This is a genomic window from Rhizobium sp. BK313, from assembly GCF_014193655.1.
GTDB lineage: Bacteria > Pseudomonadota > Alphaproteobacteria > Rhizobiales > Rhizobiaceae > Rhizobium.
On record NZ_JACHZQ010000009.1, the window covers coordinates 174874 to 194597 of the forward strand.

19 protein-coding genes are annotated in these 19724 nt (G+C 57.2%); 8 read left to right on the forward strand and 11 right to left on the reverse strand.

What is annotated here, in order from left to right; translation table 11 throughout:
- Positions 1–120 precede the first annotated feature (120 nt).
- Entirely contained in the window at positions 121–381 is a 261-nt protein-coding gene (locus FHT86_RS33185; protein WP_133711168.1) for a hypothetical protein, read from the reverse strand.
- 830 nt (positions 382–1211) lie between these two features.
- On the opposite strand from FHT86_RS33185, the gene FHT86_RS33190 reads away from it, so the two are divergent.
- The 8 genes from FHT86_RS33190 to FHT86_RS33225 all read left to right on the forward strand — a co-directional run bounded on the left by FHT86_RS33190 (position 1212) and on the right by FHT86_RS33225 (position 9398).
- Positions 1212–1907: a FadR/GntR family transcriptional regulator gene (locus FHT86_RS33190; RefSeq protein ID WP_133711169.1), complete on the forward strand. Its 696-nt coding sequence runs from the start codon at positions 1212–1214 to the stop codon at positions 1905–1907.
- Positions 1904–3070 carry a PLP-dependent transferase gene (locus FHT86_RS33195; protein WP_133711170.1) on the forward strand — a complete coding sequence of 389 codons (1167 nt, stop codon included), beginning with the start codon at positions 1904–1906 and terminating at the stop codon, positions 3068–3070. Before FHT86_RS33190 ends, FHT86_RS33195 begins: the two co-directional genes overlap by 4 nt.
- A gap of 42 nt (positions 3071–3112) precedes the next feature.
- Entirely contained in the window at positions 3113–4372 is a 1260-nt protein-coding gene (locus FHT86_RS33200) for a sugar ABC transporter substrate-binding protein (RefSeq protein WP_133711171.1), read from the forward strand.
- Between the two features lie 90 nt (positions 4373–4462).
- Positions 4463–5398 (forward strand): carbohydrate ABC transporter permease, encoded by a 936-nt coding sequence (locus tag FHT86_RS33205; RefSeq protein WP_133711172.1) that lies wholly within the window; start codon positions 4463–4465, stop codon positions 5396–5398.
- 3 nt (positions 5399–5401) lie between these two features.
- Positions 5402–6232: a carbohydrate ABC transporter permease gene (locus tag FHT86_RS33210; RefSeq protein ID WP_133711173.1), complete on the forward strand. Its 831-nt coding sequence runs from the start codon at positions 5402–5404 to the stop codon at positions 6230–6232.
- 4 nt (positions 6233–6236) lie between these two features.
- Positions 6237–7295 carry an ABC transporter ATP-binding protein gene (locus FHT86_RS33215; RefSeq protein WP_133711174.1) on the forward strand — a complete coding sequence of 353 codons (1059 nt, stop codon included), beginning with the start codon at positions 6237–6239 and terminating at the stop codon, positions 7293–7295.
- A 77-nt stretch (positions 7296–7372) separates the two neighbouring features.
- Positions 7373–7789: a hypothetical protein gene (locus FHT86_RS33220; RefSeq protein WP_133711175.1), complete on the forward strand. Its 417-nt coding sequence runs from the start codon at positions 7373–7375 to the stop codon at positions 7787–7789.
- Positions 7790–8024: 235 nt separating this feature from the next.
- Positions 8025–9398 (forward strand): PepSY-associated TM helix domain-containing protein, encoded by a 1374-nt coding sequence (locus FHT86_RS33225; RefSeq protein ID WP_133711176.1) that lies wholly within the window; start codon positions 8025–8027, stop codon positions 9396–9398.
- A 103-nt stretch (positions 9399–9501) separates the two neighbouring features.
- On the opposite strand, the gene FHT86_RS33230 is transcribed toward FHT86_RS33225, so the two are convergent.
- From FHT86_RS33230 to FHT86_RS33275, 10 genes are all read right to left on the reverse strand, one after another.
- Entirely contained in the window at positions 9502–11043 is a 1542-nt protein-coding gene (locus FHT86_RS33230) for a hypothetical protein (protein WP_183869001.1), read from the reverse strand.
- A gap of 493 nt (positions 11044–11536) precedes the next feature.
- Entirely contained in the window at positions 11537–11797 is a 261-nt protein-coding gene (gene minE, locus FHT86_RS33235; RefSeq protein ID WP_133711178.1) for a cell division topological specificity factor MinE, read from the reverse strand.
- Positions 11794–12609, reverse strand: a complete 816-nt coding sequence (minD, locus tag FHT86_RS33240; protein WP_133711179.1) for a septum site-determining protein MinD — start codon at positions 12607–12609, stop codon at positions 11794–11796. The genes minE and minD overlap by 4 nt, the downstream gene beginning before the upstream one ends.
- Positions 12610–12641: 32 nt before the next feature.
- Complete coding sequence (minC, locus tag FHT86_RS33245; RefSeq protein WP_133711180.1) at positions 12642–13364, reverse strand: septum site-determining protein MinC; 723 nt, start codon at positions 13362–13364, stop codon at positions 12642–12644.
- Between the two features lie 289 nt (positions 13365–13653).
- A complete protein-coding gene (locus FHT86_RS33250; RefSeq protein ID WP_133711181.1) occupies positions 13654–14358 on the reverse strand; it encodes an EAL domain-containing protein in 705 nt (234 codons plus the stop codon).
- 325 nt (positions 14359–14683) lie between these two features.
- Entirely contained in the window at positions 14684–15022 is a 339-nt protein-coding gene (locus FHT86_RS33255) for a slr1659 superfamily regulator (protein ID WP_133711182.1), read from the reverse strand.
- Positions 15023–15031: 9 nt separating this feature from the next.
- Positions 15032–15598: a slr1658 superfamily regulator gene (locus FHT86_RS33260; protein ID WP_133711183.1), complete on the reverse strand. Its 567-nt coding sequence runs from the start codon at positions 15596–15598 to the stop codon at positions 15032–15034.
- 4 nt (positions 15599–15602) lie between these two features.
- On the reverse strand, positions 15603–17963 hold the full coding sequence (locus tag FHT86_RS33265) for a SpoIIE family protein phosphatase (protein ID WP_133711184.1): 2361 nt from the start codon (positions 17961–17963) through the stop codon (positions 15603–15605).
- Complete coding sequence (locus tag FHT86_RS33270) at positions 17960–19138, reverse strand: class I SAM-dependent methyltransferase (RefSeq protein ID WP_133711185.1); 1179 nt, start codon at positions 19136–19138, stop codon at positions 17960–17962. Before FHT86_RS33270 ends, FHT86_RS33265 begins: the two co-directional genes overlap by 4 nt.
- The gene (locus tag FHT86_RS33275; RefSeq protein WP_246779778.1) at positions 19135–19653 is read right to left on the reverse strand and encodes a ubiquinone biosynthesis methyltransferase UbiE; all 519 of its coding nucleotides are present in this window, start codon (positions 19651–19653) and stop codon (positions 19135–19137) included. The genes FHT86_RS33270 and FHT86_RS33275 overlap by 4 nt, the downstream gene beginning before the upstream one ends.
- Positions 19654–19724 lie beyond the last annotated feature (71 nt).

Genomic DNA, 19724 nt, shown 5'->3' on the forward strand with positions numbered 1-19724 from the left:
CCTTCGCGATTCCTGATTTGATCAGAAGGTGAGGACAGCATTGACGGGCAAGATCGCGGCGCCCTCGCGACCAACGGGCTTCGTATTGTACAACGTGAATTTGCTGGCGAACAAAGCCGCTCAATCATAAACCTCTCCGTGTCCAACTTGCAGATCCTTCACTGCGTCTACCGCGGGTCCGTCCGAGGGGTCTGGATCTTCCTCATAGGCGAGCCTCTGCTTATTCGCCGTTTCGACGATTGCATTGAGAACTTCCTTCGAACCCCATCCGGCCGCATTTGCATCCGCAACGAGTTCTCGGATGATAGCTTCCATCGCCGTCACCGCTTCGCGGGCACGGTCCATCGACGTCGTAGTGGTGAGCGGCGGAATTTTTGTCATATCATCTCCCTTCACCCAGACAGCAGCAGCGTGGGTCATTCCGTTGTACTCCTTCGCAACGTGTAGCGTCCATATTGCGTTTGGTTTGGGAGCAACGCTCGTAATGGCCAGCTTCGGAGCCGATCGCGGGAGTCTTTCAGCGGCGACAATGAAGGCCACGGCTGGCTTGATGTCCGGCAGTGGTCGTTTGCACTTGACTCTCCGCCCCAAAAAACAGAACATTTAGAGAACATTTGGGCTAAGAGAGTGCTCTCCAGGCAATGAGGCACCGCAAGGGTATAAATCTAATAGCACACAGCAGCACGGACCTTTGTGACGCAACCTTGCACACATTGCCGCAGTGGTTCACGTTGACAGGAGAATGCGCGAAATGCGGTCACGCGAGACCACTGGATCGCCATAATATTTCCAGGAAGCACGGAAAGCATCTTTCGCTTATCATACTGGCCGCATGTCTACAGTGCACTCGGTGCTCAAATAAAGGCGACAATCGCATCCTTATAGGAACGATCCCAAGAGATTAGCCGGGTGATGCTACCCACCCCGCGGTCTCAGTTCACCAGGGTTAGAAGAGCGCAGCAAGCGGACCAGCAGGCGGGGTTTCGCTTAAAAGGCGACAAACTTCCAATCTCAGCCCTTGGCTTGCCAGCACCGTTTTCAACTTTCTGCTTGCCAGAATGCCGGTTGGAAGAGGCTAACGGACATTTGGAAATTTCGCGTGCAACTGGGAAGATCCTACTGCGCCTCCTATGAGAAAAAAAGCTGATGACTGAGAAAAAGGATTGACCTGATGGCAGATGTCAGACCAATTTGCGCTCATGGCAAAAGCAATGCTTACACCTCTCCCGTCGATCGACCGGACGCAGCAAGTTATCGACGCGCTGTCCGATTTCATCGAGTCCTCCAAGCTCCAGGCGGGCGACCGGCTGCCGACCGAGCGTGAATTGGGGGCTGCCCTCTCAGTGGGGCGCTCGACAATCCGGGAAGTGATCACGCATTTCCAGGCCTTGGGCGTGATGGAAACCCGCAAGGGCAGCGGCACCTATCTGCTGAAGCCGGTTTCCAAGGCGACGATCCATATGCCGTTGTCGCTCGACACGGCGCATCTGCGCGATGCGTTGCTGCAGACCCTTGAGGTTCGGCGCGGCATCGAATGCGAGGCCGGAATGGTCGCAGCCAAGAAGCGCACCGCTAAGGATATCGCGATCATCGAGGAGAAGCTCGACGAGATGGAACGCGTCCACATCGCAAAGGGCACTTCCGGTCCGGAGGACCTTGCGTTTCATCTTGCCGTCTACGACGCTACCCATAATCCATTGTTCAAGCAGCTTCTCGAACAGATGCGCGGAACCTTCGAGCGCTTCTGGACCCATCCCTTCGACCGACAGGACTTTGCCCGGCGGTCCTTCCCCTATCACCGCACGCTATTCAACGCGATCGTCGCCCAGGATTCCGAGGCGGCACGCGCCGAAACATTGAAAATTCTCGACGTCGTCGAGGAAGACATCAAGGAAATGTCCAAATGACTGACGGGCTAGAGCCGTTCGATCTTGCTTCTCTCATCACGGCCCATGACGACGGCAATTTTGCCGAGGCCGTGGTGCCACCGATTTTCCAGACATCGCTTTTCACCTTTTCCAATTACGACGACATGATCGCCTCCTATCGCGGCGAGAAGGTACGGCCGATCTATACGCGCGGCCTCAACCCAACCGTGCGCATGTTCGAGGAAATGCTGGCGAAGCTCGAAGGTGCAGAGGATGCACTCGGCTTTGCGAGCGGCATGGCAGCGATCTCGTCTGCCGTATTGAGCTTCGTCGAGCCGGGTGATCGGATCGTCGCGGTCAAGCACGTCTATCCGGATGCCTTCCGCCTCTTCGGCACGATCCTGAAGCGCATGAAGGTCGAGGTAACCTATGTGGATGGCCGCGACGAGGAAGCCGTTGCCAAGGCGCTTCCGGGCGCCAAGGTGCTTTATCTGGAAAGCCCGACAAGCTGGGTGATGGAAGCCCACGACGTTGGCGCGCTCGCCGCGCTCGCCAAGCGACATGGTGTCGTTTCGATGATCGACAACAGTTGGGCCAGCCCCTATTTCCAACGGCCGTTGACGCTCGGCGTCGATCTCGTCATCCACTCCGCCTCCAAATATCTTGGCGGCCATAGCGATGTCGTTGCTGGCGTGGTCGCCGGCTCAAAACAGATGATTGCGCGCCTGAAGGCCGAGGCATACCCTTATCTCGGTGGTAAGCTTTCGCCGTTCGACGCCTGGCTTTTGATCCGCGGCCTTCGCACGCTGCCGATCCGCATGAGGGCGCATGAGGCGGCCGCAATGACGATCGCCAAGCGGCTGCAGGATCTCGACGTCGTTGAACAGGTCTGCCACCCGGGCCTTGCCAACCGTTTGCCCGCTGGCCTCAACGGCACGTCGGGCCTGTTTTCATTTATCTTCCGCGAAGGCGTCGATATCAGAGCCTTCGCTGACCACCTCAAGCTCTTCAAACTTGGAGTGAGCTGGGGTGGGCACGAAAGCCTGATCGTACCGGGCGAGGTCGTGCTGCAGCAGAAGGCACAGCCGAATTCCGCGCATACCTTTGGTATTCACCCGCGGTCCGTACGTCTCCATGTCGGTCTCGAAGGAACCGAGGCGTTGTGGAGAGATATCGAGGAAGCGATCGCCGCTGCCTCATAAAACCTTCAACCCGAGAGAAACACCTAAAAGGGGGAACTGAGCATGAAAACACTGATCACGGCAGCACTCTTCGCCACGATGATGGCGGGCACGGCTTTCGCCGATACCACGCTGAAACTCGTCGAAGTCATCACCAGCCCGGAACGCACCGAGACGCTCAAGTCGATCGTCGGCAAGTTCGAGGCGGCCAATCCGGGCACGAAGGTCGACATCATCTCCCTGCCCTGGAACGAAGCCTTCCAGAAGTTCGCGACCATGGTCTCGGCCGGCGACACGCCGGACGTGATGGAAATGCCCGATACCTGGCTGTCGCTCTATGGCAATAACGGCATGCTGGAGAGCCTTGAGCCCTATCTCGCCAAGTGGGAGCATACGAGCGAGCTGACGCCGAGAGCCCTCGAACTCGGCCGCGACGTGAAGAATACGGCCTATATGCTGCCTTATGGCTTCTATCTGCGCGCCATGTTCTACAACAAGAAGCTTCTGCAGCAGGCCGGCGTGAGCGAGCCGCCGAAGACGATGGACGATTTCGTCAAGGCATCCGAGGCGGTCTCCAAGCTGCCCGGCAAATACGGCTACTGCATGCGCGGCGGCCCCGGCGGCCTGAACGGCTGGATGATCTTCGCGGCCTCCATGGCCGGCGACAACAAATATTTCAAGGACGACGGCACTTCGACGATGAACAGCCCTGGCTGGGCCAAGGGCATCGAATGGATGGTCGATCTCTACAAGAAGGGATATGCCCCGAAGGACAGCGTCAATTGGGGCTTCAATGAAGTCGTCGCCGGCTTCTATTCCGGCACATGCGCTTTCCTCGACCAGGATCCGGATGCCTTGATCGCCATCGCCGAACGCATGAACAAGGACGATTTCGGCGTCATTCCGTTGCCGAAGGGTCCGGACGGCAAGTCCTTCCCGACGATCGGTTATGCCGGCTGGTCGATGTTCTCAACGAGCCAGAACAAGGATCTGTCCTGGAAGCTGATCGCTACCCTTGAAGGCAAGGAAGGCAATCTCGAATGGAACAAGAAGATCGGCGCCTTGCCGGCCTATACTTCGGCTGAGAAGGATCCCTTCTATGCCGGCGACCAGTTCAAGGGCTGGTTCGAGGAGCTGGCCGACAAGAACACGGTTCCGACCGTTATGCCGACCTATCTCGAGGAGTTTGCCTTCTTCAAGGATTCGCTCGCCATCAAGACGTCGCAACAGGCGCTGCTTGGCGATATCTCGGCGAAGGATCTCGCCGATCAATGGGCCGATTACCTGACCAAGGCGCAGCAGAAATTCCTCGCCAAGAAATAAGTTCGTCCCCCGGCGGCGGAGCAATCCGCCGCCGCTTTTTCGCACATGAAACAGACGGCGTCCGAACGCCGCGAACGGGAACATTGGCCGATGACCATGACCGCCGACATGCTCGACAGGCGTCACGACCGTAGGCCGTGGCTGAAGCGCCTTGCCGACGCCTCGGAGCCTTATCTCTACAGCGCCCCTGCGCTCATCCTTATTATCGCCGTCATGCTGGTGCCGCTGGTGATCGGTATTTCCTATGCGTTTCGAGATATCCAGCTGCTCAACCCGTTTTCCGGCGGCTTTATTGGCCTCGAACATTTTCGCGATCTTTCAAAGGACGCCGCCTTCTACGGCGCGCTGAAGAACACGCTCTGGTGGACCGGTGCCTCGGTCGTTTTGCAATTCATCTTTGGGCTGATCCTTGCTCTGCTGCTGGACAAGCCGTTTTGGGGCAGAGGGATCGTGCAGGCGTTGGTGTTTCTGCCTTGGGCTGTTCCGTCCTTCCTTGCTGGCCTCAACTGGGCATGGCTCTTCAATCCTGTGATCGGTCCCATCCCGCACTGGCTCTTCGCTCTCGGCCTGATGAAGGAGCCCGACAACATCCTGTCCGACCCGCAATATGCGATGTGGGGACCGATCGTCGCCAATGTCTGGTGGGGCATTCCCTTCTTTGCGATCACGCTGCTGGCAGCACTTCAGGCAATCCCGCGCGACCTCTATGAGGCGGCTTCGATCGACGGGGCCGGCTGGTTCCAGCGCTTCCGTTCGATCACGCTTCCCTTTCTCGCTCCGACAATCGCCATCACCGTATTGCTGCGGACGGTCTGGATCTCGAACTTCGCCGATTTGATCGTCGTCATGACGGGTGGCGGGCCGGCCGACCGTACTCAAATCGTCGCAAGCTACATCTTCACACAGGCATTCAAGCGGCTGGATTTCGGCTATGCCTCGGCCATCGCACTCGTCCTGCTCGTGTTGCTGCTTGCCTATTCCATGCTGATCATCCTGCTGCGGCAGACCTTGCTGAACAAGGATTGAGCCATGAGACGATCCATCATCCCAACCGTCGCGCATCGCCTGGCAATCCTTTGCTACGTGGTTTTTGCACTCTTCCCGCTCTTCTGGCTGCTGAAGGTTTCGGTCACGCCGAACGACCTGCTCTATACGGAAGGCGTGCGCATGTGGCCGTCGCGCACCACATGGGAGCATTACGCTTTCGTGCTGCAACACAGCGACTTTCCGACATTCTTTGAAAACAGCCTGATCGTCTCGGCATCGACGGCGATCGCAGTGACCGTTTGCGCATCTCTTTCCGGCTACGCGCTTTCGCGCTTCACCTTCCGTGCCAAATACTGGATCGTGGCTCTGATGCTGCTGACGCAGATGTTTCCGCTGGTCATGCTGGTTGCGCCGATCTTCAAGATCCTGTCGCCGCTGCATCTGACAAACAGCCTGACCGGGCTCGTCATCGTCTACACGGCTTTCAACGTGCCCTTTGCCACCTTCCTGATGCAATCCTTCTTCGATGGCATCCCGAAGGACCTGGAAGAAGCGGCGATGATCGACGGCGCGACGCAGTTCACGGCGTTCCGGCAGATCATCCTGCCGCTGACGCTGCCCGGCATCGCCGCGACGCTCGGTTTCGTCTTCACGGCCGCCTGGAGCGAGCTGCTGTTCGCCCTGATGCTCATCAACGGCAATCAGGCGGCGACCTTCCCGGTCGGCCTTCTCACCTTCGTTTCGAAATTCTCCGTGGATTTCGGGCAGATGATGGCCGCTGGCGTCATGGCGCTCATTCCGGCCGGTCTCTTCTTCCTGCTCATCCAGCGTTATCTCGTGCAGGGCCTGACGGCCGGCGCGGTCAAGGGTTAGTCAAATGGCATCGATCGATATCCAGAACGTCAAGAAAGCCTATGGCCACGTGCAGGTGCTGCACGACATCGACCTCAGGATTAAGGATGGCGAATTCGTCGTCCTCGTCGGCCCCTCCGGCTGCGGCAAGTCAACGCTGCTCCGCATGATTGCCGGTCTCGAAGACATCAGTGGCGGCGAGATCCGCATTGCGGACAACCGTGTCAACGAGCTGCATCCGAAGGACCGCGACATCGCCATGGTATTCCAGTCCTATGCGCTCTATCCGCATATGAACGTCGCAGGCAATATGAGCTACAGCCTCAAGCTTCGGAAGATGGCGAAGGACAAGATTGTAAGTGCCGTCGCGGCCGCAGCGTCGAAGCTCGGGCTCGACCCGCTCCTCGAGCGTCGCCCAAAGGCGCTTTCTGGCGGCCAGCGTCAGCGGGTCGCCATGGGCCGCGCCATCGTGCGCCAGCCGAAGGCCTTCCTCTTCGACGAGCCGCTATCGAACCTCGATGCGCGCCTGCGCGAACAGATGCGGGCCGAAATCAAAAAACTGCATGGTGACTTGAAGGCGACCTCGATCTACGTGACCCACGACCAGATCGAGGCGATGACGCTGGCGGATCGGATTGTTGCCATGCATGGCGGGGTGGTCCAGCAGGTCGGCAGCCCGCTTGAACTTTACGATCGCCCTGCCAATCTCTTCGTTGCCGGCTTCATCGGCTCGCCGGGAATGAATTTCCTGGACGCAACTTGCGAGGCCGGCGGTATGACGCTGAAGGACGGAACGATCGTCCCGCTCTCTGCATCGCCGAACCTGCCGGCCGGCGCCAAAGTGACACTCGGAATCCGGCCCGAGCACGTGGTTCTATCAACGGACGGCTCCGGCATCAGCGCTGACGCAGAGCTAATCGAGCCGACCGGTTTCGGCATCATTCTCCACCTTTCGCTCCACGGCTTGCCGTTCAAGGTCTTTACGCTCAATCGCGACGTGCTGAAGGCAGGACCCAAAGTAAACGTGATATTCCCGCCACAACATATGCATGTCTTCGACAGCGAGGGAAATCGAGCGGGATAGCAACGTCTCGGATGGCTGCAAAATGCCGCATTGAGCTTGTCCGCCCAACGTCGTAGGAGCTCCTTCTGCCAGGGGGAATGGGGAAGACGGTGGGGAAGAAGCACTTCGGGACAACGCAGTGGATGGTGCGCATCATATGCGCCCTCGCGCTGCTGTTTGTCGGCTTCGCCCATCAACCGCCGATTTCCAATGCCGATGAGCTCGGCCCTGCGGAGCTGGCGCAATACCAGCTCCCTGACGGGACCCTGCCGGTTCTGTGCGTCACCTACAAGGGGCCTGACGGCAAGGAACATAGCAAGTCGCATGCACCCGGATGCGAGGCATGCCGGATCGCTTCGGCGGCCCTGCTTCCCATGCCGCTGACGGAAATCTGCGAGCATCTCGCCTTTATCGGCCAGAATGTCCTCGCCCCCAAAACCGAAGCCTTCCATCGCCAGCTCTATCCGCCGAACACCGGCCCTCGCGCTCCTCCCATCCTCCAGATCACTGCCTGAGCCTGCGTCGGGGCGAAAGCCGTGATGCTTGTCGTCAACGGCGGCCGGACCATGCACGAGAGCTGATCGTGCCGGCTGCGGGCGGACTGCCTTTATGCTGGACATCGCGACGCGAAACGGGCTGCCTCGGCATCTCTGTCGCGTGTGCACATCCGCATGAGGCTGCGACCGGAATAGTTGCCCCTCCCGCAGACATGATTTCCCGCGCCGCCAGCCGATCTCCAGAGGATTCTCCATGTCTGCTTTCACTGCCGCCGAGCCTGCGGCCGCCACCTCCCACAACATGTCGCTCTACCGGGCGATCTGGCGCTGGCATTTCTTCGCCGGCCTGCTCGTCATCCCCTTCATGCTCAACCTGGCGATCACCGGTTCGCTCTATCTGTTCAAGGATCAGATCGCCGATACCTTCTACGCCCAACGCAATATCGTCGCCGACACCGGATCGATGCTGACGCCGCAGCAGATCGTCGACGCCGCGGCTGCCGCCATCCCCGGCTCCAAGCCGACATCCTATCGCGAGGCGCCATCCGGGAATCGTTCCGCGGTAGTCACCGTGTCGACGGACGGCCAGTCGACGATCGTCTATGTCAATCCGCACAACGGCGCGGTGCTCGGTTCGGTCGGCTCGAAGCAGGAATTCAGCTGGGTCGTCAAACGCATCCACAGCCTGGAATATTTCGGGGAATGGACCAATCGCATTGTCGAAATTATCGGCGGCTTCGCGCTCATGCTCGTCGTCACAGGCATCTATCTCTGGTGGCCGCGGCAGCAGACAGGCGGCGTCATCAGTGTCCGCGGCACACCGTCTCGCCGTGTCTTCTGGCGAGATCTCCATGCCGTTACCGGGGCGATTGCCGGCATCGCCATCTTCTTCCTCGCCTTCAGCGGCATGCCCTGGTCCGGCTACTGGGGCGCCAACGTCAATGCCTGGCTGACAGCTCATGATCTCGGCACGCCGGCCACGCTTTGGGACAATGTGCCGAAGTCGACGAAGGTGACGCAGAATATCGTCAGTCGGGCAGGCTGGGTTGTCGAGAACGCTCCCGTTCCGCTGTCGGACATCGCCGCTGCACGGTCGGCAAAACCGATTGGCGTGAACAAGGCCGTCGACGTTATGCACGGACTCGGCATGGTGCCGGGCTCCGACCTGGCAATCCCTTCCGATGAGACAGGTGTCTACACTGCCAGCCATTATTTCGGCGATCTCGGCGACGAACGCACCATCCATATCGACCAGTATTCCGGAAAGCCGCTCGTCGATCTCTCCTTCGACCAGTACCCCGCGCTCGGCCAAGCAATTGAATGGGGCATCAACGTCCATCAGGGCCAGGAGTGGGGCTTGTTCAACCAGCTCCTGATGCTGGCGACCTGCCTGGCGGTCGTCCTTTCCTGCGTGACGGCGGTCATCATGTGGTGGAAGCGCCGGCCGGCCGGGCGTCTTGGCGTGCCACCCATGCCGCAGCAGAAGTCCGTCTATATCGGCCTATGGCTGATCGTGATCGTCTTCGGCGCGGCCTTCCCGCTGACCGGCCTGGCCGTCGTCGCCATGCTGCTCTTCGACCAGATTGTGGTGCGCTTCGTACCGCCGCTCAGGCACTTCTTCTCGTGATGATAGTGAGCGGAGCAGATAACTCCGCTCACCACCGAAGTTTTCCTTCGAGAAAGGTATTGATCATGCTGAAACGCATTTCCGCAAACGGCTTCCGGATCGTTCACCGAGCCTTCGAACTCTGGTCGGCAGGAGCGTTGCGGCCATAGACGATAAACCGCTCATCCCTGGCAATGGGATGATATGCAGAAAGCAGCGCTGCAAAACGTGCTTGACCAAACACGTGATCGGTCCAAAGCGGCTCGTCCTGCTGGACGACGATCAGATCGTAGTTATGGCGGGCGAACTCGGCATATTTGGCGTCCAGATAAGCATCCGACTGATTCTGGTAACGCGCGGCATCCGCCGCTTCTCCCCTCGCTGCCGCCTCCTGGGCTAATACGAACGCAAGGGCGCCGAGCCAATCGCTGTTATTGGCGGACAAGAAGCGGGCCCCGACAATCCTGTCGAGCGGATGGGCTGCGGCGATGTCGCTACCGATGACGCCGAGCGTCGGCTCCCCCTTCGATGCCGCTTTAATCGCAGCGACAAAAGCTTCGGCCGGCTTCTGGGTCGGCAAAAAAGGCTGCGATGCAAACACGACGACAATTGCACAAAGAACGACGCGTCCGAGCGTTTCACGGTTGTAACGCCAGCCAGAAGACGCTGCTGTCCTGCAAAGTACAGCAGCAAAGGCGAGTGAGATCGCAGCGAAAGCATGGTAGCCCCAGCCCTTGCCCTGATAAATCAAGGGCGCGACGGCGGCGAGTGAAGCCAGTAATGTCACGGCACAAAGCGGTGTTACCGGCGCTTTGGGTGCAACCATCCGGAACAGAAGGATAATCATCAGGTAAATCGGCGCATAGCTTAGCGCGACCCTGAGCGGATCACGCGCCTTCATGTAGATATCCACCACTTGCGGAAAGAGGTCCCGCATAAATTCTGGCGTAAGCCAAAAGATGAGCGCGACATAGATGACACCGACAATGCCGATGATGCAATTCTCGGGCGCCAGAAGTAACCACAGGTTTCGTCGCCGCCAAGCCACATAAAGCGCGGGCACAATGTAAGCGACGACATAATAGGCTTTCACTAGAACAAGAATGCTGCCGCAGAGGCCGGCGCCGACGATCAGGGCGATACCCGGTTTAACACGACGTGTGGTGTTCGCCCGCAAGGCCATGATCGCCAGCAACGGCAGAAACAGCACCGTGCCCACGTGATCCCTCTCCGTGAAGGCGTTGCCGGGGAAAATCATGAAGAGCGCGACGAATAGCGGCAACAGCCGAAGCAGAGCGTGGTTTTCGGAGAAGCCCGCTCGCCGGACGATTAGTGCCGACAAACCCAGCCCTACGATCACTGCGAGGCAGGTGTAGAGATAGACGCCGATTTCCGGAGCGATCCCGGCCCATCTCGACAGTACGATCGCGGGCAGGAAAAGCCAGATCGAAAACGGCGGGTTGTTGTCGATGACATCGACGTAGAGTCGCTCTCCATCGAGCACCCGCTCCGCCTCACTAATGAGCCAGCTGGTGTCGACGATAGTTCCCCAACGCTGCTGCCATAGCGCTGCAACCACGAAGACCACGGCGCTCTGGATCAGAGCGACGCGCAGCACCGACGACGTAGTCAACCCAAAGCCAGGCGTGTCTATCGCGCTACTCATGTTCGGCTGCCCCGGTGATCGCCCTAGATAACGGCTGAGGTGTTGCCGTCAATGCACCATAACCCATGTAAAACGCACCAATCACCAAAGTTAGGACACGACTTTAGCGCGAACTTGCTAAACTTGGCGTTAAGGGCGGGCACAGTGGCAGGTATTGTCACATTGACTGTGCGGTAGCAAAATCGCGGCAGCAGCGCGACCATAAGTAAGAGTACCCGAGATGCGGTTCGACCAGATGAATTGGATGAGCCGATATCGCATGCGGGCAGCATAACCTTGGTAACCGCCCAGTGGGTCGCATCTCCGTGCACAGCTTAAGAACGAAGCTACTGCTCACTACAATCGTAACTAAACCCACTCACTCTGGGAACGCGGATGACGCCGTTATCTGATCCGCGTTCCGAGATAGGGGCTTCTCCGACGAAGTCTTACCAGCTAGCTCAATCGCTCGGTCCAAGACCGCCTGATTGAGTGCGCTTATCGAACGTCTCTTTTAAGCGGCTTGCACAACCGCGTTTAGCGGGATTTCGACGTCGATCTCCAGGGTCGAGACGTGCTCGTTGCAATCCATCTTGACCTGCACCTTGTCGCCGTCGAGCTGCACGTGTTTGGCTATCACAGCAAGGATTTCCTCCCGCAGCAGTGATACCAGATCAGACCCTACCGATGAGCGTTCGTGGGCGAGAAGCACCTGCAAGCGTTCTCGAGCCGCTGGTGCGGTTCTTTGTTTGCCGAAAAGACGAAAAATGTTCATGCCGCCCTCCGTCCGAATATCTTGCCGAGAAAGTTCCGCTTTTCTCCGGGAATTGTGATCGGTAAAACCTCACCAGCGAGCCGGCGAGCTGCATCGAAATACGCCATTGCGGGTGCACTGCGGCTATCGGCCAGCGTGACGGGCGCGCCAATATTGGAAGCGCGGAGAACATCCATGCTTTCGGGAATGATGCCGAGGAGCGGAATGGAGAGGATCTCCAGAACGTCGTCGACCTTGAGCATATCGCCCCGTTCGGCGCGGTTGGCGTCATACCGGGTCAGGAGCAGATGCTTTTCCATGCGCTCGCCGCGCTCGGCCTTGAGTGTCTTGGAGTCGAGCAGGCCGATGATGCGATCCGAATCACGTACTGAAGAGACTTCCGGATTGGTGACGACCACCGCCGTATCCGCGTGGCGCATGGCCAGGGTAGCACCGCGCTCGATCCCGGCGGGGCTGTCGCAGATGATCCAGTCGAAATGCTGCTTCAGCTCGTTTATGACGCGCTCGACACCTTCGGGCGTCAAATTGTCCTTGTCGCGGGTCTGCGATGCCGGCAGCAGAAACAGCGTCTCCAGCCGCTTGTCGCGGATCAGCGCCTGCGGAAGCTTGGCATCGCCCTGAATGACATTGACGAGATCGTAGACGACCCTTCGCTCGGCGCCCATCACAAGGTCGAGATTCCGCAGCCCGACGTCAAAATCGACGACGACGACTTTATCATTTCTCTGCGCCAGGGCCGCTCCGAGTGCGGCAGTCGAAGTCGTCTTGCCGACCCCGCCTTTGCCCGACGTGACTACGATGACTTTCCCCATCTTGCTCTCCTCTGTCCTGGCCGGCTGCCGGCTCAGATAAGTTTCTCTGCCATGATCGCGTCGCCTTCGAGCCAGAGCTGGACGGCCTGTCCACGAAGGTTAGGAGCCATGTCTTCTGCCATTTTGTAGATGCCGTCGATTGCCACCAGTTCAGCCTCAAGCTTCCGGCAGAAGATGCGCGCCGATGCGTTTCCGACCGACCCTGCCATGGCTCGGCCGCGCAAGCTGCCGTAGATATGAACCGATCCGCCGGCGATGATCTCGGCACCCGAAGCAACCGAACCGATAACGGTGACATCGCCTTCCGGGAAGATCACCGATTGACCCGAGCGTACCGGTTCCCGGATGACGATGGATTGTATTGCCGGACGAGTCTCGATCGCCGCTGGTCTGCTGCGCACTTCGACAGCCGGCTCCGCCACGGGAACCTCGAAATCGGAAACGGGTCGCCCGCCCTTGAGCGCAGGAGGCATGCCCGGCCCCAGGATTGAAGGACGTCCACCCTCGATGCCCATGATGCTCACATTGCGCCGGGCAAGTTCTCCGATCAGATCCTTCAACTGCGACCGGTCAATCGACAGATCCGTCAGGTCGAGCACGACCGGACGCCCCAAAAAGAAGCCCGCCGAACGCGCAGCGAGATCATCCAGCCTGATCAACCAATCATCGATGGGAAGATCCGGGGAAAGCATGACCGCCAGGAAAGAACGGCCTTTGATGCGGATCGAGCGAGCGTCTGTTAGCACTTTGGTCATCTATGTAAATAATTCGTTGACCATGTGTATCGCTGCTATGGTTAACAAAAAGTTAACGCGACCAAGGTGATATCCAGCATTGCATTGGCCCGCTGCCGATTTTATTGATGGAACTCAGGGGCTTGCGCCAATGATGCTCGATCGGGCCTCTATTAATGAATCCATTAAAAATTAGAACGAGCACGAGAACTCATCGCTTCCATTGCTGAGGTCATCGATACGGAAGCGCGGAAAGAGGCAAGTTGGTCGCTTGGGTCCAAAAGCCTGAGCAATCGTCTTCCGACTCAGCTCACCGACTTGGTAACGCGGCCGGTTTTCCGAACAGAAAACCTTGCATGTGAGTTGCGCCGGAAGCGCGTGCAGCCTCCAGGTGCTCCGTCTTTTCGATGCCTTCGGCAACGATGATCGGGGCAACGCAAGACGCAAATCCGACAAGATAGTGCAAGCTGCTCTGCCCCTTCTGAGACATCCGGACATTTCGCACTAGCGAAGCGTCGATCTTGATTATGTCGGCCGGGACTGTCAGCAGCCGCGCAGGCGTGGCCAAACCGGCGCCGAAGTTATCAATGGCCACCCGGCAGCCAAGCGCGCGAACGGTCCTCAGCCTCTCGATACCCTCGCCCACCAGAGGATAAGTTTCCGTTATTTCAAGAACAAGCCGCTGAGCGAGTTCTGAATGGCGCTCGATTTGGCGGAAAATCTGCTTCCAGCGGTCCGGGGCTGCCAAATTGGCGGCGGAAATGTTGCATCCGAGAACAAGACTTTGATCTTTGGCCAAATTCGACAGAATGAGGTCCAGCATACGCGCATCAAGATCGAAGGAAGCCATGGAGGATTCCAGATAGGGCGCAAAATCTCTCGCGCTGTGAACAACGCCGTGAGCATCCGAAATCCGCGCGAAGCACTCCAAATAGAGCACCTTCTCCGGAGCATCAATTTGGCTGACCTTTTGTGCGGCAAAACTCAGTCCGCGATCGGAAACAGCCTTGGACATAGTGAGAGACACCTCCAGTAATGCTGTTCTCAGTCATTGTTTCGACTGTGGGCGGGGCCGCCAAGCCATTTGTGGGAACTTCCAGACAACAGAAACGATACAACCGAACGGCGTTGTCGGGCTAATTGAATTTCATATGTTAGTAACTTATAAGTACATCGGAAGGGCTAATTGTGTCAAATCCTCAATCACTGCGAGATTTTATGCAACCCTGCTTTTACATCGAAGGCGGCACCTTGTCTTTTGCCGCAAGTAATATCCGTCGCCGAAAGGTTAGGCGATTCGGCCCGCTATGTCAGAGCCGAATGTTACAAACATTGCAAAATTAATTGAGTCGGAGGTCTAGATCGCGATAAAGCTTCTTCAAATTCGGAAGGGATTTTTGCTGCCACGAAATCTGTTTGGAACCACGCACCGTCATGCGCACGTCGGCTCGTTTGCGGGCCTCTATCGTCAGTTTCGCAAGCAGGTTTATGCCTGAAGAATTCAGAAACTGGAGCCCTGTGAGATCAAGTGTTAGCCGCTCAGGGCTTTTCTCGAGCAGATCCATAACCAACTGGAAGATCGGAGCGTAAGCATCTGATCCCGCCAAACGCATGGAACCGTCGAAGAACACGACGTATCCTTCGGTCCAAACGCGAAATGCCTCTCCTCTGATTTCCATAGTCAAAACTCAGCGATTTTGGACGGAAGGGACTGGCAAAGAAGCATAGGTCTCGAGATGCGTTCGACCGTTCGGCTGGTTCGCATCAAAAACCCACGCCAAGTCAGCGTCATAGTCACTCATCAGCGTCAGTAAGCCAAGGCCGGACTCCGTGCCGAACGTCAACGCGGCGTTCTTCTCAATTTGCCGAATGAGCAATTCCGAAGGGTCATCGGCGGTTAGCTGAGCAAGCAGATGCTGAAAACGCGTTGCATTTTCGTTGTCGATGAAATTCGAGACCTTCATCCGAAACCGTTCTCCTTCAATCGAAGCCGAAATATCAATCTCACCGGACACGCGAAACTTCACAGCGTTTTCGATAAGCTCATTGGCTACGTAGCCGATGTCATGACGCACCTGATGATAGACCTTACGCAAACTTCTGTAACGCAGAGCCGTTATTTCAGCGATAAAATCGGATGTCATCGAACAATGGGACCAACTTAGATCGAGTGGCCCATCCAGCAATCGGAGCAAAGTAGCGTCGCCTGCGCTGCTTGTTACAAGATCTTCCAGCCCAAACACGACTGTCGTCATGTTATCACCTATGTCTCATTACAACCAAGGTTATATCATCGTGAATCTTCTGCGACCCAATATAAGTCATGAGATTCTCTAGAATGCCGTTCATTACATCCTGGGCGCTACCTCCATAAAGATCGCGGGCCGATTCACAAAGCCGTTCAATTCCATACAACTCGCCCTGCCGGTTCTCGGCTTCCGTGACGCCGTCCGTGTGCAGAACGATGATGTCGCCACTTCCAAAGGTGACATCTTTGGTATCGACAAATTCGGAAATATCTGAATCGAGCCCGACAGGAAGCCCGAGGTCGCCGGTTTCGATCCGCTCCACCTCTCCACCTTGTCTCACGACAATCAGGTCCTCGTGTTGGCCGGAGAGCGTCATTCGTTCACCGTCATAGTCGAGAAAGGCAAGGGTCAAGTGTTTGTCGGTCTTCGTTCGCTCGATGTTTTTGTAAATCGTGCGGTTGAGGTCGTTCAGGAACTTTGCCGGATTGGTCTCCCCCGCCTCCTGCAATGCACGCGCCACGGACTGAACCATCAGCATGAGCACGCCGCTTTCAAGGCCATGGCCGGTAACATCCCCTATTCCGATCTTCAGCCTTTTTCCGTCTTGCAGGATATCATAGTAGTCACCGCCGACCTCATCGGCGGGGCGCATAAAGGCGGCAATCTCCAATTGCTCGATGGCGGCAAGCTCGTTCGCGCGCGGCAAGACCATGAGCTGTATCCGCTGAGCGACAGCCAGTTCGGCGCCAAGCCGAAGGTTCTCGCTCTTCAATTGCGTGTTCAGCACCGAGATTTCCTCTTTCGCCTCGGCGATTTCCTTGGTTCTTTCCTCTACAAGCGATTCGAGGTTTTCCGTGTGAAAACTTATGTCCTCGGCCATGCGGTTAAACGCAACGCCGGCCTCGCCGACCTCGTCGCGCGACGGAATATCGACCCTTACCGAATAGTCTTTTGCCTGAATGCGCCGCGCCGCGCTCGCGAGCGCGCTGATGCCGCTGGTAATCCGCTTCGAAACCGCAAACACCGCCGCGGTGACAATCATCAGCGATATCAAGATCGCAAGGATCTGATAGATAAGGATGCGGTTTGTCGCACGCGATATTTCTTCTTGCGCGGCAAAAAGAGAGGCATAGATCTCCCGCTCCGGCACGACGATTCCGAGCGACATTGCTTCCTTTTGAACCGGCCCGGAAACCCAAAGGTTCGTTGGCGCTATCTGTTTCACGACAACCAGGTAAGGGATCTTCTCTCCCTGCTCCTCAAGGGAGATATGCTGAATGACACCATCGCGATCCAAAGGTAGCGTTGCTAACGCCTTCTGAGTGCTGTTGTGGAACGAGCGGTCAAGGCCGGTCACGCCCTTGTCGCCGGTCTCGCTCGATGAGCGCAGGCCGATAATCTTTTCGCCTGCGGGATTGATGGCGACCACATTGCCATTCGACATCGTCAAGAAGCCAAAGCCGGTATTAGCAACCTTCACGCTTTCGACGATCCCGGCCAGTTGATCCAGCGTAATATCGGCTCCGGCAATGCCGGCAACCTCCCGGCGGTCGGGAGACCAGAGAGGATTGAAGAAGCTGACGATCAACTTGCCGGTAATCGCATCGGTATAGGGTGCGGTTTGCGTGATGTCGTCCGCGACAGGGCGCGTACCCGGATCACGGGCCCATTGCTGCCAGGATTCGTATAGGCCGGGAAAGAAAAAATCCCAGAAATTGGCCTCGTTGTGACCGGGATAAAGACGATCAAAGGTCTGCGCCTGATCGGTGTAAGGCACCGTCCTGAAGATCGGTCGCTCCTTGGGCCCGATATAATACATCTGCAGCTTGGAATAGCCGCTCTTCAACAAGTTCGGCGCAACGAGGTCGACAACCGTACTGGTCTCGATATCCTTTTGCACAGCGGGCAACGGCTGATGATTTTGGTCGAGCAAATAGCCCCAAACGCTGATCACGGAGGGCGAACCCGGAAGATTCTGGGCCCAATGACCTTTTGGATCGTAAGTAAGCTTGATGGCACCGGGCTCGGAACGTGCCAGCGCCTCGCCGATCGCATCGTTTCGGCTGGGATGATCTATCTGAGACTGAAGAACGCCTGCGAGCGTTTTGACATCCGAATGCACTTGATTGAGAAGCAGCCCGACACGAGCGGCCGTCGAGTCTGCGTAGGATCGGATATAATCCTGGCTCGCTCGTTCAAGGCCTTGGCCCACTTCGGAAGTGGCGTCGCGGGACAATCGCTGCACGTTCCATAGCGCCAATCCACCGCTGACGAGAAGGTCAAAAAGGACGGCGCCTCCCACTACGAGGACGAATTTCGCCCGAAACGACCGGATGCTGGGGATGACAAATCGACCAACTTTCCTGTTCATAGCGGCTTCCGCCCGGAGGCCGCCCATATAGGCCAGCCGGCATAACCTTTCGGATGAAGGGCGGCGAAGATGTGATCCTGGAAGCCCTGGCGGAAACGCTTGATGAATTCCGGCGTGTCGCCCCGGCGGACAGACATTTCGCCGGCGTAAACGTTCTCCCAGGCGGCGATGACATCCGCAAAATCTTGCGGATCACCGTCGAGGTTGCTGACCATGAAGCTTTCCATCTCGATGGCCTCGAAACCCGCCTCCAACAGGAGTCGGCGGCTTTTGGGGCCCATTTCGACATCCATGTCGAAATGACTGAACAGCGTCGCCACCTCGTTATACGTCCACTGTATGCTTGCCGCGCGTGGCTCGCCAAGGCAATGGGAATTCTTTTCGTTGGTTATGTAGACGCGTCCGCCGGGCTTGCAGATGCGGTAGAGTTCTCTGAGCAGAATGTCGGGCCGATTGAAGATTTGCAGCGAATGGCGACAGGTCACCAGATCAAACTGATTGTCTTCCAGAAGCATTTGCGATGCGTCGCCATAGGTATATTCGATATCGCGGATATCGAAATCGGCAGCGACCTTGCGTGCATATTCGAGGCTGCCCATCGAATGATCGAGCGCGACGATTCTTGCCGGCTTGAATTCCTTGTGGACCAATACGGCGAAATCACCGATCCCGCAGCAAATGTCCGCCATAGCAATGCCAGCGTGCATGCCGTGACGCGGTAGAATCTCGCGTTCATGGCGCCAGGTCATTTTCGTCTGAGTCCGCAAAATAGGAATGAAGCTCTGGTCTTCGACGAAGGTCTGGCCCGGATAAAACGCGGAATCATACGCCTCGACCGCAATCTTCGGTTCGATGGAATTCAGATGATGGAATGTTCTGGTCGCCCAGCCAACGACACTGGACGTCACGACGACAAAGCGAAGGTCTCGCCGTGACCTGCTGGCATTCACCAACAGGCGCGCCAAGGCGTGATACGCCGTCGCATTCATATGAATGAGACGTTTAACATTTATATAGAGCACGCCTTTAACTTGATTGATGCTCTTTTCGAGTAGGGCGATCGTCTCAGCGATCTCGAAAGGTGACAGCGGCCGCAGGATGCCTGAAAGCGAAAACTCCTGACTGTTTAAGTCGAACTGAGCCGAAAACAGCGGAACCGGTTCGTGCGAACTCAATTCAGTAATCCCTCCACTGGAATGTCCAAAACCACGGTAAGAGCCTGATCATCCACCTCCTGCAACGATAGCGATGCGTCATAGTTGACCGCTAAGCCAAGCAAAACGATGTCCTCCTGAGCGGAATTTTCGTCAGCGAGTGCCTCGAGGTATCTTTGCAGAGCGCCGCCACCCGAAGCGTGGGCAGTTGCATCACGGTAGAGGTGATGTTGCTCGGAAGCACAGGGAAACGTCAAAGCGATCCGCTCTAAGTTATCCCCGCGGGAAATATTGCAGTGAAGTCGCCCCGGAGCACAGCCCGAGCGAAATGAGATCTCAAAAAGCTCGTTTAGGGCGGATGAAAGAAGGTTGGCGTGCCGGACGGGATCGCTTCGGTCATGACTCACCATGCGCGCAACGTAGTTCGACAACTGATTGCAATGGAGCCAATCCGACATGAAAATTTCCATTTCCATTTCCAACTCCAGCATCGGATGAAATGGGAATGTGGTGCGGTCTGTGCTCTGCTCGCTCAAGGCCGATCCCCCTGAATTTCCAAATATTCGCGACTATCCAAGGGACTAGTTCGACTGGTCCCTCTAGTCCC

Coding starts and splice junctions, on each gene's coding strand:
- FHT86_RS33185 (WP_133711168.1), bottom strand. CDS start 381: ATGACAAAAATTCCGCCGCTCACCACTACGACGTCGATGGACCGTGCC.
- FHT86_RS33190 (WP_133711169.1), top strand. CDS start 1,212: ATGCTTACACCTCTCCCGTCGATCGACCGGACGCAGCAAGTTATCGAC.
- FHT86_RS33195 (WP_133711170.1), top strand. CDS start 1,904: ATGACTGACGGGCTAGAGCCGTTCGATCTTGCTTCTCTCATCACGGCC.
- FHT86_RS33200 (WP_133711171.1), top strand. CDS start 3,113: ATGAAAACACTGATCACGGCAGCACTCTTCGCCACGATGATGGCGGGC.
- FHT86_RS33205 (WP_133711172.1), top strand. CDS start 4,463: ATGACCATGACCGCCGACATGCTCGACAGGCGTCACGACCGTAGGCCG.
- FHT86_RS33210 (WP_133711173.1), top strand. CDS start 5,402: ATGAGACGATCCATCATCCCAACCGTCGCGCATCGCCTGGCAATCCTT.
- FHT86_RS33215 (WP_133711174.1), top strand. CDS start 6,237: ATGGCATCGATCGATATCCAGAACGTCAAGAAAGCCTATGGCCACGTG.
- FHT86_RS33220 (WP_133711175.1), top strand. CDS start 7,373: ATGGGGAAGACGGTGGGGAAGAAGCACTTCGGGACAACGCAGTGGATG.
- FHT86_RS33225 (WP_133711176.1), top strand. CDS start 8,025: ATGTCTGCTTTCACTGCCGCCGAGCCTGCGGCCGCCACCTCCCACAAC.
- FHT86_RS33230 (WP_183869001.1), bottom strand. CDS start 11,043: ATGAGTAGCGCGATAGACACGCCTGGCTTTGGGTTGACTACGTCGTCG.
- minE (WP_133711178.1), bottom strand. CDS start 11,797: ATGAACATTTTTCGTCTTTTCGGCAAACAAAGAACCGCACCAGCGGCT.
- minD (WP_133711179.1), bottom strand. CDS start 12,609: ATGGGGAAAGTCATCGTAGTCACGTCGGGCAAAGGCGGGGTCGGCAAG.
- minC (WP_133711180.1), bottom strand. CDS start 13,364: ATGACCAAAGTGCTAACAGACGCTCGCTCGATCCGCATCAAAGGCCGT.
- FHT86_RS33250 (WP_133711181.1), bottom strand. CDS start 14,358: ATGTCCAAGGCTGTTTCCGATCGCGGACTGAGTTTTGCCGCACAAAAG.
- FHT86_RS33255 (WP_133711182.1), bottom strand. CDS start 15,022: ATGGAAATCAGAGGAGAGGCATTTCGCGTTTGGACCGAAGGATACGTC.
- FHT86_RS33260 (WP_133711183.1), bottom strand. CDS start 15,598: ATGACGACAGTCGTGTTTGGGCTGGAAGATCTTGTAACAAGCAGCGCA.
- FHT86_RS33265 (WP_133711184.1), bottom strand. CDS start 17,963: ATGAACAGGAAAGTTGGTCGATTTGTCATCCCCAGCATCCGGTCGTTT.